At 65.3% G+C, this 13,331-nt stretch carries 14 protein-coding genes; 4 read left to right on the forward strand and 10 right to left on the reverse strand.

The window, feature by feature from the left end:
* Window positions 1-99 precede the first annotated feature (99 nt).
* The 10 genes from QYS36_RS09945 to QYS36_RS09990 form a co-directional block, all read right to left on the reverse strand.
* Window positions 100-1,002 (reverse strand): hydroxymethylglutaryl-CoA lyase, encoded by a 903-nt coding sequence (locus QYS36_RS09945; protein ID WP_308839329.1) that lies wholly within the window; start codon window positions 1,000-1,002, stop codon window positions 100-102.
* On the reverse strand, window positions 999-2,897 hold the full coding sequence (locus QYS36_RS09950; protein ID WP_308839330.1) for an acetyl/propionyl/methylcrotonyl-CoA carboxylase subunit alpha: 1,899 nt from the start codon (window positions 2,895-2,897) through the stop codon (window positions 999-1,001). Before QYS36_RS09950 ends, QYS36_RS09945 begins: the two co-directional genes overlap by 4 nt.
* Window positions 2,894-3,691 carry a gamma-carboxygeranoyl-CoA hydratase gene (locus tag QYS36_RS09955; RefSeq protein ID WP_308839331.1) on the reverse strand — a complete coding sequence of 266 codons (798 nt, stop codon included), beginning with the start codon at window positions 3,689-3,691 and terminating at the stop codon, window positions 2,894-2,896. The genes QYS36_RS09950 and QYS36_RS09955 overlap by 4 nt, the downstream gene beginning before the upstream one ends.
* A 19-nt stretch (window positions 3,692-3,710) precedes the next feature.
* Entirely contained in the window at window positions 3,711-5,318 is a 1,608-nt protein-coding gene (locus QYS36_RS09960) for a carboxyl transferase domain-containing protein (RefSeq protein ID WP_308839332.1), read from the reverse strand.
* 84 nt (window positions 5,319-5,402) lie between these two features.
* Window positions 5,403-6,584, reverse strand: a complete 1,182-nt coding sequence (locus QYS36_RS09965) for an isovaleryl-CoA dehydrogenase (protein ID WP_308839333.1) — start codon at window positions 6,582-6,584, stop codon at window positions 5,403-5,405.
* A 58-nt stretch (window positions 6,585-6,642) separates the two neighbouring features.
* The gene (locus QYS36_RS09970; protein ID WP_027904680.1) at window positions 6,643-7,029 is read right to left on the reverse strand and encodes a MerR family DNA-binding transcriptional regulator; all 387 of its coding nucleotides are present in this window, start codon (window positions 7,027-7,029) and stop codon (window positions 6,643-6,645) included.
* A gap of 129 nt (window positions 7,030-7,158) precedes the next feature.
* Window positions 7,159-7,596, reverse strand: coding sequence for a phosphotransferase system, HPr-related protein (locus QYS36_RS09975; protein ID WP_308839334.1), 438 nt, complete (start codon window positions 7,594-7,596; stop codon window positions 7,159-7,161).
* A 70-nt stretch (window positions 7,597-7,666) separates the two neighbouring features.
* On the reverse strand, window positions 7,667-7,993 hold the full coding sequence (locus QYS36_RS09980; protein ID WP_308839335.1) for a thioredoxin family protein: 327 nt from the start codon (window positions 7,991-7,993) through the stop codon (window positions 7,667-7,669).
* Between the two features lie 70 nt (window positions 7,994-8,063).
* A complete protein-coding gene (locus QYS36_RS09985; RefSeq protein ID WP_308839336.1) occupies window positions 8,064-8,375 on the reverse strand; it encodes a YgaP-like transmembrane domain in 312 nt (103 codons plus the stop codon).
* A gap of 181 nt (window positions 8,376-8,556) precedes the next feature.
* Window positions 8,557-9,477, reverse strand: a complete 921-nt coding sequence (locus QYS36_RS09990; RefSeq protein ID WP_308839337.1) for a LysR substrate-binding domain-containing protein — start codon at window positions 9,475-9,477, stop codon at window positions 8,557-8,559.
* 212 nt (window positions 9,478-9,689) lie between these two features.
* Here QYS36_RS09990 and QYS36_RS09995 point away from each other — a divergent pair, with 212 nt between their 5' ends.
* The 4 genes from QYS36_RS09995 to QYS36_RS10010 form a co-directional block, all read left to right on the forward strand.
* Window positions 9,690-10,775 (forward strand): 4-oxalomesaconate tautomerase, encoded by a 1,086-nt coding sequence (locus tag QYS36_RS09995; protein ID WP_308839338.1) that lies wholly within the window; start codon window positions 9,690-9,692, stop codon window positions 10,773-10,775.
* Window positions 10,776-10,809: 34 nt separating this feature from the next.
* Window positions 10,810-12,072: an OprD family porin gene (locus QYS36_RS10000; protein ID WP_308839339.1), complete on the forward strand. Its 1,263-nt coding sequence runs from the start codon at window positions 10,810-10,812 to the stop codon at window positions 12,070-12,072.
* A gap of 45 nt (window positions 12,073-12,117) precedes the next feature.
* Entirely contained in the window at window positions 12,118-13,098 is a 981-nt protein-coding gene (locus QYS36_RS10005; RefSeq protein WP_308839340.1) for a tripartite tricarboxylate transporter substrate-binding protein, read from the forward strand.
* 39 nt (window positions 13,099-13,137) lie between these two features.
* Window positions 13,138-13,331, forward strand: a 194-nt coding sequence (locus tag QYS36_RS10010) for a tripartite tricarboxylate transporter TctB family protein (protein WP_374990437.1), incomplete at its 3' end; no start/stop codon positions are given.

Raw genomic sequence — 13,331 nt, forward strand, 5'->3', positions numbered from 1 at the left:
ACCGAAACGTCCAGCACGTGCCAACACAGCGACGTAACTGACTAGCCGGTAAGAGTTTTCCTGAGCAGAGAAGTTCAGTGGTGGCCAGCGAAACCAGGCTCACTCACGCGCTGATCGTGCTCGCGCCACCCGCGAGGCGGACTCGCGCCCGAGCACCCGGCTGATACGCTGCCCCGCCTCGATCAGCCCAGCCAGGTTCACCCCGGTCTCGATACCCAGGCCCTGCAGCAGATAAACCACATCCTCGCTGGCCACATTGCCGGTCGCGCCCCTGGCATAGGGGCAGCCGCCCAGGCCGGCCACCGAGGCGTCGAACACCGCGATACCCTCCAGCAGGCTGGCGTAGATATTCGCCAGGGCTTGCCCGTAAGTGTCATGGAAATGCCCGGCCAGGCGCTCACGGGGCACCTCGCGGCCTACCACCTCGAACAGGTGACGTACCGCGCCGGCGGTCCCCACACCGATGGTGTCGCCCAGGGACACTTCATGGCAGCCCATGGCCTGCAACTCGCGGCAGACCACCGCCACCTGCCGGGCCGAGACAGCGCCGTCGTAGGGGCAGCCGAGCACGCAGGACACGTAGCCGCGTACCCGAACGCCGTGGCGCTGCGCCGCGTCCATCACCGGTTCGAAGCGCTTGAGGCTCTCGGCAATCGAGCAATTGATATTGCGCTGTGAAAAGGCTTCGGACGCTGCGGCGAACACCGCGACTTCCCTTACGCCGGCAGCCAGAGCCGCCTCCAGCCCCTGCAGATTGGGGGTCAATGCCGCATAGGTGACGCCGGAGCGCCGGTCGATGCCGGCAAACACCTCGGCACTGCCGGCCATCTGCGGCACCCATTTGGGCGACACGAAGCTGCCGACTTCTATATAGGCGAGCCCGGCCGCGCTCAGGTCATCGACCAGGCGCACCTTGTCGGCCACGCCTATCGGCTGCTTCTCGTTCTGCAGGCCATCACGGGGGCCGACTTCCACCAAGCGAACGTGGCTGGGCAGGCTCATGGCTGCGCCTCCAGCTCGACCAGCACGGTGCCTTCGCCGATCAGCTCGCCCTCGGCGCAGTAGATGGCCTTGATGACACCTGGCTGGGGCGCGCGAATGCTGTGTTCCATCTTCATGGCTTCCAGCACCACCAGTGCAGCGCCCGCCTCGACCTGCTGGCCCGGCGCGACCAGCACCCGCACGATGCTGCCGTTCATGGGCGCGGTAAGCCCGCCCCCGTGGGCAGCGCGTGCCTCCGCGGCGGCCAGCGGATCGAAACGGCGCACGGCCAGCCACTCCACGCCCCAGCGCAGATACAGGGTGTCGCACTGGCGCACTGCGGTTCTGGGCACCGTGTTCATGGGCTCGACCCGCAGGCGCTGCGTGGCCTCGCCACAGGTCAGGGTCATCGGCGTGCCGGCTGGCGATACACTGCGCCAGGCGTTACGTGCCGCCCAGGGCGAATGCGGATCATCGGCGCGCTGGTACGCGCTATCGGTAGCCAGCAAGGCCGCGCCAGCCTGCTGCCAGAAGGCATCCGGCAGTTCCTGCGCTGGCGGCAGCAACTGCGCCTGGTGCCGCTCGATAAAGCCGGTGTCCAGCTCCGCAGCGGCGAACGCCGGATGGGCGAGGATGCGCTGCAGAAACGCCAGGTTGGTCTTGAAACCGCCCACTATGGTTTCGGCCAACATGGCCAGCAGGCGTTGGCGCGCTTCCTCGCGGTTCTCGCCCCAGGCGATCAGCTTGGCCAGCATCGGGTCGTAGAACGGCGACACCTCATCGCCCTGCTCCACGCCGCTGTCGATCCGCCGCCCCGGCCCGCCTGCCGGCTCACGGTACAGATCGAGATGCCCGCTGGCCGGCAGAAAGCCGCCTTCCGGGTCCTCGGCATACAGACGCACTTCTATCGCATGCCCATCGAGCGGTACCTGATCCTGGCGGATTGGCAGCGGCTCGCCACGGGCCACGCGGATCTGCCAGGCCACCAGATCGAGGCCGGTGATCGCCTCGGTCACCGGGTGCTCGACCTGCAGGCGGGTATTCATCTCCATGAAGAAGAACTCGCCGCGGGCATCGAGCAGAAACTCCACGGTGCCCGCACCGACATAGCCGATGGCCTGGGCGGCACGCACCGCAGCCTCGCCCATGGCCTGGCGCAACTCGGCAGACAGGCCGGGCGCCGGCGCCTCTTCGACCACCTTCTGGTGGCGGCGCTGGATCGAGCAATCGCGTTCATTGAGATACAGGCAGTTGCCGTGCTGATCGGCGAATACCTGGATTTCCACGTGGCGTGGCTGCAGCACGTATTTCTCAACCAGCATGCGCCCGTCACCGAACGCCGACTGCGCCTCGCGCTGCGCCGAGGCCAGGGCGTCGGCCAGATCCGCCTCGCGCTCGACGATCTTCATGCCCTTGCCGCCGCCACCGGCGCTGGCCTTGAGCAACACCGGGTAGCCGATCTGCTGCGCCGCACTGCGAAAGGTGTCGAGATCCTGGGCAGCACCGTGATAACCGGGCACCAGCGGCACGCCGGCCTCCTCCATCAGCGCCTTGGCCGCCGACTTGCTGCCCATGGCGTCGATGGCGCTGGCCGGCGGGCCGAGAAAGACCAGCCCGGCCGCTTCGAGCTTGCGGGCGAAGGTGGCGTTCTCGGACAGAAAGCCGTACCCGGGATGAATGGCTTCGGCGCCGCTGGCCCTGGCGGCCTCGATGATCTTGTCCATCAGCAGGTAGCTGTCGGCCGGTTTTGCACCACCCAGGTCGATGGCGATGTCCGCCTCGCGTACGTGCCGGGCGCTGTGGTCGATGGCGCTGTGTACCGCCACCGAGGTCAGCCCCAGGGCCTTGGCGGTACGCATGATGCGGCAGGCGATTTCGCCACGGTTGGCAATCAGCAGTGTGGTGATGGTTTTCATGACTGGGCCTGCCAGGCGGGTGTGCGTTTGTGCAGAAAGGCGTTGAGGCCTTCCTGCCCCTCTTCACTGATGCGGATGCCGGCGATCACGCTTTCCGTGCGCTGGCGCAGGGCGTCGCTGAGCACGCCGCTGCCAACACCGTGCAACAGCGCCTTGGTCTCACGCATGGCCTGGGGGCTGTTGAGCAGCAACGTGGCGACCCACTGCTCCACTTCGCTCTCCAGCTCGGCCGCCGGATAGCACTCGGCGAGCAGGCCCAGCTCCCGTGCCCGCTCTCCATTGAAGCGCTCGGCACTCAGCGCATAACGGCGCGCCGCGCGCTCGCCGATGGCCTGCACCAGATAGGGGCTGATTACCGCAGGCGCCAGGCCGATGCGCACTTCGGAGAGGCTGAACGACGCCTCGCAGGCGCCGATGGCGATGTCGCAGCAGGCCGTGAGCCCCACCGCCCCACCGAACGCCGCCCCCTGCACCACGGCGAGGGTCGGACACGGCAGGTGGTAGAGCTGGCTCATCAACTCGCCCAGCTCGTGGGCATCGCGCAGGTTGGTGGCATAGTCGAGCGCGGCCGAGGCCTGCATCCAGGCCAGGTCGGCGCCAGCGCTGAAGTGCTTGCCGCGCCCACGCAGAATCAGAAAACGCAGGCTGTCATCGGCGGCTATCTGGCGTAGCGCCTGGATCAGCTCCGCGATCATCTCGGCGTTGAAGGCATTGTGTTTGTCCGCGCGGTTCAGCCACAGGGTGGCGACGCCGCGCGAATCGGTTTGCAGTTCGATTGTGGTGAAGTCGGTCATCGGTCTGTCCTCGGCCGGGCTACATGCGGAACACGCCGAAGCGCGTCGGCTCGATGGGCGCATTGAGGCTGGCGGAAATCGCCAGGGCCAATACCTCGCGGGTTTGTGCCGGGTCGATCACCCCGTCGTCCCACAGCCGGGCGCTGGAATAGAAGGCGTGGGCCTGGCGCTCGTACTGCTCGACGATGGGCTGTTTGAGGCGCTGTTCGTCTTCGGCGGAAAATACCTGGCCGGCGCGCTGCGCCTGCTCGTGCTTGACCTGCACCAGCACCCCGGCGGCCTGCTGCGCGCCCATCACGCCGATGCGGGCGTTGGGCCACATCCACAGAAAACGCGGGTCATAGGCGCGGCCGCACATGCCGTAGTTGCCGGCGCCAAAGCTACCGCCGATGATCACCGTGAACTTCGGCACCCGGGCGCAGGCCACCGCGGTGACCAGCTTGGCGCCGTGCTTGGCGATCCCGCCCTCCTCGTATTTCCTGCCGACCATGAAGCCGGTGATGTTCTGCAAGAACAGCAACGGGATACCGCGCTGGCAGGCCAGTTCGATGAAATGCGCGCCCTTCTGGGCGGCCTCGGCGAAGAGGATGCCGTTGTTGGCCAGGATGGCGATCGGGTAGCCATTGAGATGGGCGAAGCCACACACCAGGGTGGTACCGAACAGCGCCTTGAACTCATCGAACTGCGAGTCGTCGACGATCCGGGCGATCACCTCGCGCACGTCGAACGGCTGCTTGGCGTCGGCGGGAATCACCCCGTACAGCTCGTCGGCGGCATGGCGCGGAGCAATTGGCGTGTGCACCTGCAACTGGCCGTGCTTGCGCCAGTTGAGGTTGGCCACGCAGCGCCGCGCCAGGGCCAGGGCGTGCTCGTCGTTCTCGGCGTAATGGTCGGCCACGCCGCTGGTCTTGCAATGCACGTCGGCGCCGCCCAGTTCCTCGGCGCTGACCACCTCGCCGGTGGCGGCCTTCACCAGCGGTGGGCCAGCGAGAAAGATGGTCGCCTGCTCGCGCACCATGATGGTCTCGTCGCTCATCGCCGGCACGTAGGCACCGCCGGCGGTGCACGAGCCCATCACCACGGCGATCTGGGCGATGCCCTGGGCGCTCATGTTGGCCTGGTTGAAGAAGATCCGCCCGAAGTGCTCGCGGTCCGGAAATACCTCGTCCTGACGTGGCAGGTTGGCGCCGCCGGAATCCACCAGGTAGAGGCACGGCAGGCGGTTTTCACAGGCGATGGCCTGGGCGCGCAGGTGCTTCTTGACGGTCAGCGGGTAGTAACTGCCGCCCTTCACCGTGGCATCGTTGGCGATGACCATACACTCGACGCCCTCGATGCGACCGATGCCGGCAATCACCCCGGCGGCCGCGACCTCTTCGTCGTAAACCTGATAAGCGGCCAGCGCGCCGATTTCCAGAAACGGCGAGCCGGGGTCGAGCAGCCGATCGATGCGCTCGCGCGGCAGCAGCTTGCCCTTGCCGGTATGCCGCTCCTGGGCCTTGGCACCACCGCCTTCGCGGGTGCGCGCCAACACGGTGCGCAGTTCTTCGACCTGGGCGAGCATCGCCTCGCGGTTGGCCACGTACTCGGCAGAGCGGACATTCAATTGCGTGTGCAGTGTTGCCATGGCGCGGCTCCGACTGGCGGACACCTTTAAAAACTACCTGCGGTTTTAAAGGTGATCCTGAAACAGGAAAACGAGGGGCTTTGATCAAGCCGTTTCGTTGAACAGCTCGCGGCCGATCAGCATGCGGCGAATTTCACTGGTGCCGGCGCCGATCTCGTAGAGCTTGGCGTCGCGCCACAGGCGGCCGACCGGAAATTCGTTGATATAGCCGTTGCCGCCGAGAATCTGGATCGCCTCGCCGGCCAGCCAGGTGGCCTTTTCGGCGGCGTAGAGAATCACCCCGGCGCAGTCCTTGCGCACCTGGCGCACGTGCTCGCTGCCCAGCGCATCGAGCTGCTTGCCGACCGCATAGAGATAGGCGCGGCAGGCCTGCTGGGTGGTGTACATGTCGGCAAGCTTGCCCTGGATCAGCTGAAACTCGCCGATGCTCTGGCCGAACTGCTTGCGGTCGTGGATATAGGGCACCACCACGTCCATGGCGGCCTGCATCAGACCCAACGGGCCGCCGGAGAGCACCGCGCGTTCGTAATCCAGGCCACTCATCAGCACCCGCGCGCCTTCGCCAAGGCCGCCGAGGATGTTTTCCGCGGGCACTTCGACATCCTGGAACACCAGCTCGCCAGTGTGCGAGCCACGCATGCCGAGCTTGTCGAGCTTCTGCGCCACCGAGAAACCCTTGCTGCCCTTCTCGACGATGAAGGCGGTCATGCCCTTTGCACCCGCCGCCGGATCGGTCTTGGCGTACACCACCAGCACGTCGCAATCCGGGCCGTTGGTGATCCACATCTTGCTGCCGTTGAGCAGGTAATGGTCACCCTGGCGATCAGCGCGCAGCTTCATCGACACCACGTCGGAACCGGCGTTGGGCTCGCTCATCGCCAGGGCGCCGATATGCTCGCCGCTGATCAGCTTGGGCAGGAAGCGGCGCTTCTGCGCCTCGCTGCCGTTGCGGTTGATCTGGTTCACGCAGAGGTTGGAATGGGCGCCGTAGGACAGGCCGATGCCACCGGCAGCGCGGGAGATTTCCTCCATGGCGACCATGTGCGCCAGATAGCCCATGCCAGCGCCGCCATATTCTTCGCTGACGGTCAGGCCGAGCAGGCCCATGTCACCGAACTTGCGCCACAGATCCATGGGGAACTGGTCGCTGCGGTCGGCCTCGGCGGCGCGCGGGGCGATTTCCTTGGCAGCGAAGCCGGCGACCGCGTCGCGCAGCATGTCGATTTCCTCACCGAGGAAGAAATTCAGGCCTGGCAGGGTGCTCATGTAACGACTCTCCATTGTTGTACTTGTTGGAAGCGTCGAAGGGTCGGTGCTCGACGGTTCAGGCGCTCACGGAAATGTCCTTCAGGGCGTTGCGGCAGCGCTGCTCGGCGGTGTCGAGCTCGCGCTGCATCTGCTGGATATCGAGCAGCTGGCGAGCCAGGTGCTCGCGGCGCTCGGCGATCTTTTCCAGAAAGTGGTCGAGCTGCTTGCGGTTGCCGCCCGCCGGGTCGTAGAGGTCGATCAGCTCCTTGCACTCGGCCAGGGAAAAGCCGATGCGCTTGCCGCGCAGGATCAGCATCAGGGTCACCCGGTCGCGGGCGCTGTAGATACGCTCCTGGCCGCGGCGCTCGGGCGCAAGCATGCCCTGCTCCTCGTAGAAGCGAATGGTGCGGGTGGTGACGCCCAGTTCCTGGGCGAGATCGGAAATGCTGTGGGAAACGCTCATGGGGTGGCCGCGACCGAAAGTTACCTTTACGTAAACGTAAGCCTGCAATTGCAGGGCTGTCAACTCAATCGGTCATCCGCTGGCCAAAACGAAAAAGGCATGGCCGTTGCGACCATGCCTTTGATTGCCTCAGGGCTGCGGCTTGCCATCCCACGGCACGCCATCTAGGGGGCGTCTACGCGCCATCTCGGCTTCGTCGAGGCCTTCCCCGGCGCCGATATCGCCCTCACCGACCACGCTGAGGTCGCGGTCTGCCGGCTGGTCGTCGCCGCGCTCGTGCGGGGAGCGCGCGCCGGTGTCGTCGATCAGTGTTTCCGGGCTCAGGTCGTCCTGGCTCACGCCATCTTCGTGGCGGCCCTCCGCCAGGGTTTCACCGCCGCTCAGCCCGGCTTCGCGCACGCGTTCTTCCGGGTATTCGTGCTGCACTTCGTCGGCCGGGCGACGGTCACCGATGCGCCCTTCCCGCTCGTCCTGGCGATCGCTGAAGTCGAGCTGCTCGATCGAGCCCATGCGATCCTGCATGTCGTCGATCTCCTGGGGCGTCATAGATTGCTTGGATGTGCTCATGATGGTCTCCACTGTGGGTCTAGTGGGTGGACTCGCCCCGCAGCGGGAAAATTCAGGGAAAGTGACGAGCTCAACCTTCGCCGACCAGTTGCTCCAATGCCTCCTCGATCACGCTGGTACTGGTGGGCCGCACCAACCGGGTGACCTCCACGCCATCGCGCAGCAACACCAGGGTCGGCCACAGTTTGACGCGCAGCGAGCGGCCCAGCGGGCGACCGCTGCCATCCTCGATTTTCAGGTGGCGTACTTCCGGGTAATCCGCCAACACCTTGGTCAGTAGCGGCTGGGCGGCCTGGCAATGGCCGCACCAGTCGGTGCCGAACTCGAGCAGGGTCATGCCGGGCATCGCTTGCACCTCGGCGGGTGTCGGGGCGGTGGCGCTGTAGGGGTTGCTCATGGGGTCTCCTTAGCCGATGGCACAAACGAAACCGCCCCGTGCAGGCGGGGCGGTCGGCAATTGCAGCGGATCAGACGCCGTCGCTGACCTTCTTGACGACCGGTTTGACCCGTTCGGCGATTTCGCCTTCGAGGCGGCTCACGGTATCGCTGATGCGGTCCACCTCGGGGCGCATGGAACGGGCGTCTTCCATGATGCTCTTGAGGCGGCAGTGGCCGCTCAGGCCGCGGGCCACCAGCATACCGCCAAACGCCGCGCGTGCCAGGCCGAGTATGCCGCCACGCCTGAGGCCGCCACGGGCCATGGCGATGCCGCTGCCGATGGAAAGCGCGCGCTCCCAACCCTGGACGTTACTGCTGGCGTGTTTATCAGATATGGACATCGCGTTCGCTCCGGTCGGTGATTGATATGCAACCGACTGACCGAAGCGGCCTGGCGTTCGCCCCTGCCGACAGGCGGAAGACCGCTTTGGCGCAACCGCCGCCGTCTGGCGATAGCCGACTCGAGCCACTCCCTGCCCAACCCTGGCAACACCGCGGCCACCCGGTGGACCCGCGGTGTCCCTAGGGCTGCTTGTCCGCCCCCAGGGCGGTATAGCCGGGCCATTGCTTGAGCAGGGTTTCGACGAACTGCTCCGCGGCAGGCGACAGCGATGAGCCATGGCGCCGCACCAGGCCCAGGGTACGGCTGATAACGGGATCGACCAGCGGGCGCTGCACCAGTATCGGATGGTCCTCAGCCGGCATCGCCAGGCTCGGCATGGCAGCAATCCCCAGGCCGGCTTCGACCATTCCCAGCGACGTGGACAGATGCTGCACTTCGTAGAACCAGCTGGGCCGCCAGTCGAGATGGGCCAGGCCGTGGTCGAGCAGTACCCGGTTGCCGCTCAGCCGACCGACGCCGATCAACCGGTAATCGCTCAACTCACGCCAGGCCACCTGGGGTTGCTCGGCCAACGGGTGATCGCGCCGGCAGGCCAGCACGAAGGGCTCGTTGACCAGCGGCGTGAAGTCGATCTCGGCGTGCTGGCCGCTGAGCATGTTGATGCCGAAATCCGCCTCGCCGCGCAGCACCGCTTCCAGGCCCTCGTGGGCACTGAGATCGAGAATGCGGATGCGGATCTTCGGGTACTGGCGATTGAAATCGCGGATCACCGTGGGCAGGAAATAGAAGGCTGCAGTGGGGATGCACGCCAGCGTCACCTGCCCGGACTGACGCTCGGCCAGCTCGCGAATGCCCAGGATGGAGCGCTCGAAATCGTCGAGCAGGCGCCGGGCCTTGGGCAGGAAATCCCGGCCGACCGCGGTGAGGCTCACCCGCCGCGTGGTGCGGTCGAGCAGTTGGGTGCCCAGCCCTTCCTCCAGCTTCTGCATGCGCCGGGTGAGCGCCGGTTGCGAGAGGTGGATGGCATTGGCGGCCTCATGGAAGTTGCCGAACTCGGCAATCTTGACGAAGGCGCGCAGATCCTGGAGCTCGTAATTCATGCAAGAAACCTATCAATCGATACTTTTATTTTACGAAGCAGATTAGTGCATTAAACAGCATCGGGCGACTTGCGCCCATCTCAGGATCAACTCACGCGCATTAATGCAATAAATGCATCAGTGGCTGAAATATATGCAATTTACAAAACAAAGCAAGCTGATCACCATTTAACAAAAGCAACAATAAGCAAATTTATTGCACTGGAGACATCATGCAATCCATTCCCTGCGTGCTGATGCGCGGCGGCACTTCTCGTGGCCCGTTCTTCCTGGCCAACCATCTGCCTGCCGATATCGCCCAGCGCGACGAGCTGCTCCTCAACCTGATGGGCTCCGGTCATGAGCTGGAAATCGACGGGATTGGCGGCGGCAGCCCGCAGACCAGCAAGGTGGCGATCGTCAGCACCTCCGAGCACCCCGACGCCGATGTCGACTACCTGTTCGTGCAGGTCATGGTCAACCAGCGCCGGGTGGATACGGCGCCCAACTGCGGCAACATGCTCTGCGCCGTTGGCCCTTTCGCCATCGAGCATGGCCTGGTCAATGTCAGCACGCCGGTCACCCGGGTGCGTATCCGCAACCTCAACACCAACACCCTGGTCGACTCGGAAGTGCAAACCCCCAAGGGCAAGGTGCGCTATGACGGCGACACCTGCATCGATGGCGTGCCGGGTAGCGCCGCGCCGATCAAGCTGACGTTCCTCGATGCCGCCGGCGCCAAGACCGGCCAGTTGCTGCCCACCGGCAAGGTGCGCGATCACTTCGATGGCATCGAGGCCACCTGCATCGACATGGCCATGCCCATGGTACTCATGCATGCCGGCGCGCTGGGCAAGAGCGGCTACGAAACCCCGGCCGAACTGGATGCCGACACGGCGCTGCTCGAACGCCTGGAGCGCATTCGCCTGCAGGCCGGCGCCGCCATGGGCCTGGGTGACGTCAGCCAGATGGTGATCCCCAAGCCGGTACTGCTCGCCCCGCCGCGCCAGGGCGGCAGCCTGTCGACCCGTTACTTCATGCCGCACAACTGTCATCGCTCGATCGCCGCCACCGGCGCCATCGGCCTGGCCAGCGCCTGCGCCCTGCCCGGCAGCGTGGCGTTCGACATCGCCCCCATCACCGGCGCGGCGCTGGTACGCCTGGAGCACCCGGGTGGCGAGATCGAAGTGTCCCTGGTGCCCGGCGAAGACGCTCGCCCGCAAACCATGCAGGCCTCGCTGATTCGCACCGCACGCCGCCTGTTCGCAGGCGATGTGTATGCGCCGCAGACCTCGCGAGGCACGCCCCGCAGGAACTGATGCCATCCAACACCGCCTCCACGAGTAGATAACAATGACAACAAAGCACCTGTTTCACGCCTGCGTCGCCCCTGCTGCCGTTCTGGCCAGCCTGCCGCTGGCCGTCAGCACGGCGTTGGCCGACGGCTTCGTCGAAGACAGCAAAGCCAACCTGGAACTGCGCAACTTCTACCTCAACCGCGACTTTCGTGACGGTCCCGGGCAGAACAAGCGCGAAGAATGGGCCCAGGGCTTCATCCTCAACATGGAGTCCGGCTACACCAGCGGCACCGTCGGTTTCGGTGTCGACGCCCTGGCCATGCTCGGCGTCAAACTCGACTCATCGCCGGACCGCTCCGGTACCGCCCTGCTGCCGCGCGACAGCAAGCAGCGCCCCGAAGACGACTACAGCAAGCTCGGCCTGACCGCCAAGGTACGCATCAGCGAGAGCGTGCTGAAAGCCGGCACCCTGATGCCGAAGATGCCGACCCTGCAGTTCAGCAACAGCCGCCTGCTGCCCCAAACCTTCGAAGGTTGGCAGCTGCAGAGCAAGGATATCGAGCGCCTGACCGCCTCGTTCGGGCAGACTTCCCGCGTGGTGCAACGCGACGTTTCCGGCTCCAACGACCTGGCGCTGAACAACAAGAACGGTCGTTTCGGCGGCAGCCCCAGCAGCGATCATCTGCGCTTCGGTGGCCTGGACTACGCGCTCACCCCCAATACTCAGTTCAGCTACCACCAGGGCCAGCTCAGCGACATCTATCGCCAGCACTTCCTGGGTTTGCAGCACACCCTGGCGCTCGGCCCAGGCAAGCTGAAAGCCGACCTGCGCTACTTCAACAACAGTGAAAGCGGCCTGGCCCGCGCCGGCGACATCGACAACCAGGTGTACAACGCCATGTTCACCTACAGCCTGGCCGGCCATGCCCTGGGCGTGGGCTACCAGCAGATGCGCGGCGACGACGGCTTCACCTACGTCAACGGCGCCACGCCCTACCTGACCAACTTCCTGCAGCTCAACGACTTCGCCGGGCCTGACGAACGCTCCTGGCAGGCTCGCTACGACTACGACTTCAGCAAGGTGGGCCTGCCCGGCCTGACCTTCATGACCCGTTACGTGCGCGGCAGCGGCATCGACCTGGCCAACGGCACCACCGGCAACGAGTGGGAGCGCAACACCGACCTCGCCTACGCCTTCAGCGAAGGCCCGCTGAAGAACCTCAAAGTCACCTGGCGCAACGCGGTCTACCGCGCCAATTTCACCCGTGCAATGGATGAAAACCGCTTGATTCTGAGCTACGCCCTGCCGATCTGGTGATACGGCGAACCACCTACCAATAACTCCAATACAGGTAAAAACCCGATGAAACTGCTGAAAAATTGCCTTCTTCTGCCCCTCGCCGGCGCCGTGCTGCTGACCAGCCTGCAGGCCCATGCCGAGCAACCCAATCGCCCGGAATGCATCGCGCCGAGCAAGCCGGGCGGCGGCTTCGACCTGACCTGCAAGCTGGCCCAGGCCGGCCTCAAGGACAACGACGTGCTCAAGTCGCCGATGCGCGTCACTTACATGCCCGGCGGTATTGGCGCCGTGGCCTACAACGCGGTGGTCGCCAACCGGCGCAACGAGCCCGGCACCCTGGTGGCCTTCTCCGGCGCCTCGCTACTCAATCTGGCGCTGGGCAAATACGGCCGTTTCGACGAGAACGCCGTGCAGTGGCTGACCACCATCGGCACCGATTACGGCACCCTGGCGGTACGTGACGACTCGCCGTACAAGAATCTCGACGACGTGGTCAAGGCACTGAAGAAGGACCCGAAAAGCATCGTCGTCGGCGGTGGCGGCAGCATCGGTGGCCAGGGCTGGGTGAAGATCGCCCTGCTCGCCACGGCCGCCGGCATCAACCCGCGCGAGCTGCGCTACGCCGCGTTCGAAGGCGGTTCCGAGCACTACATGGCGCTGATGGGCAAGCACGTCGACCTGGTAACCGGCAGCGCCAGCGAAATCGCCTCTCAGCAGGGCAACAACATCCGCACCCTGGCGGTATTCAGCGAAGAACGCCTGCCGGGCGAGCTGGCCGAAATCCCGACCGCCCGCGAGCAGGGTTATGAGATTCAGTGGCCGCTGATCCGCGGCTATTTCGTCGGCCCGGACGTGCCCAAGGAGCAGGTGCAGTGGTGGCGTGAGTCGTTCGCCAAGCTCGAAGCCTCGCCCGATTTCGAGCGCTACATGGTCGACCGTGACGTGCTGCCGATGTACGTGAGCGGCGATGAGCTGCAAGCCCTGGTGAAAAAGCAGGTTGCCGAGTACCGCGAGCTGGGCCGCGAGTTCGGGCTGGTCGAATAAACCTTCCGGGAGGGCCTGGCTCTCCCCCTGGAGCACCCCATGCAAGAGCGTATCTTTGCCGGCGTCAGCCTGCTGCTGTGCATCGGCCTCGCGCTGATGGCCTGGAGTTACCACGCGCCGTTCTCCTACGAGCCGGTCGGGCCACGTGCCTTCCCGCTACTGCTCATCGTGATGATCGCCCTGGGCTCTATCTACCTGTTGGTCAAGCCATCCAGTACGACGTCTCACGACGA

Origin of the sequence: Pseudomonas sp. G34 (genome assembly GCF_031119625.1) — a bacterium.
Lineage (GTDB): Bacteria > Pseudomonadota > Gammaproteobacteria > Pseudomonadales > Pseudomonadaceae > Aquipseudomonas.

What these genes read in the sequence shown, in the direction of transcription:
- QYS36_RS09975 (WP_308839334.1), bottom strand. Translation starts at nt 7,596, where the DNA reads ATGAGCACATCCAAGCAATCTATGACGCCCCAGGAGATCGACGACATG.
- QYS36_RS10000 (WP_308839339.1), top strand. Translation starts at nt 10,810, where the DNA reads ATGACAACAAAGCACCTGTTTCACGCCTGCGTCGCCCCTGCTGCCGTT.
- QYS36_RS09990 (WP_308839337.1), bottom strand. Translation starts at nt 9,477, where the DNA reads ATGAATTACGAGCTCCAGGATCTGCGCGCCTTCGTCAAGATTGCCGAG.
- QYS36_RS09945 (WP_308839329.1), bottom strand. Translation starts at nt 1,002, where the DNA reads ATGAGCCTGCCCAGCCACGTTCGCTTGGTGGAAGTCGGCCCCCGTGAT.
- QYS36_RS09970 (WP_027904680.1), bottom strand. Translation starts at nt 7,029, where the DNA reads ATGAGCGTTTCCCACAGCATTTCCGATCTCGCCCAGGAACTGGGCGTC.
- QYS36_RS09995 (WP_308839338.1), top strand. Translation starts at nt 9,690, where the DNA reads ATGCAATCCATTCCCTGCGTGCTGATGCGCGGCGGCACTTCTCGTGGC.
- QYS36_RS09985 (WP_308839336.1), bottom strand. Translation starts at nt 8,375, where the DNA reads ATGTCCATATCTGATAAACACGCCAGCAGTAACGTCCAGGGTTGGGAG.
- QYS36_RS09960 (WP_308839332.1), bottom strand. Translation starts at nt 5,318, where the DNA reads ATGGCAACACTGCACACGCAATTGAATGTCCGCTCTGCCGAGTACGTG.
- QYS36_RS10005 (WP_308839340.1), top strand. Translation starts at nt 12,118, where the DNA reads ATGAAACTGCTGAAAAATTGCCTTCTTCTGCCCCTCGCCGGCGCCGTG.
- QYS36_RS09955 (WP_308839331.1), bottom strand. Translation starts at nt 3,691, where the DNA reads ATGACCGACTTCACCACAATCGAACTGCAAACCGATTCGCGCGGCGTC.
- QYS36_RS09950 (WP_308839330.1), bottom strand. Translation starts at nt 2,897, where the DNA reads ATGAAAACCATCACCACACTGCTGATTGCCAACCGTGGCGAAATCGCC.
- QYS36_RS09980 (WP_308839335.1), bottom strand. Translation starts at nt 7,993, where the DNA reads ATGAGCAACCCCTACAGCGCCACCGCCCCGACACCCGCCGAGGTGCAA.
- QYS36_RS09965 (WP_308839333.1), bottom strand. Translation starts at nt 6,584, where the DNA reads ATGAGCACCCTGCCAGGCCTGAATTTCTTCCTCGGTGAGGAAATCGAC.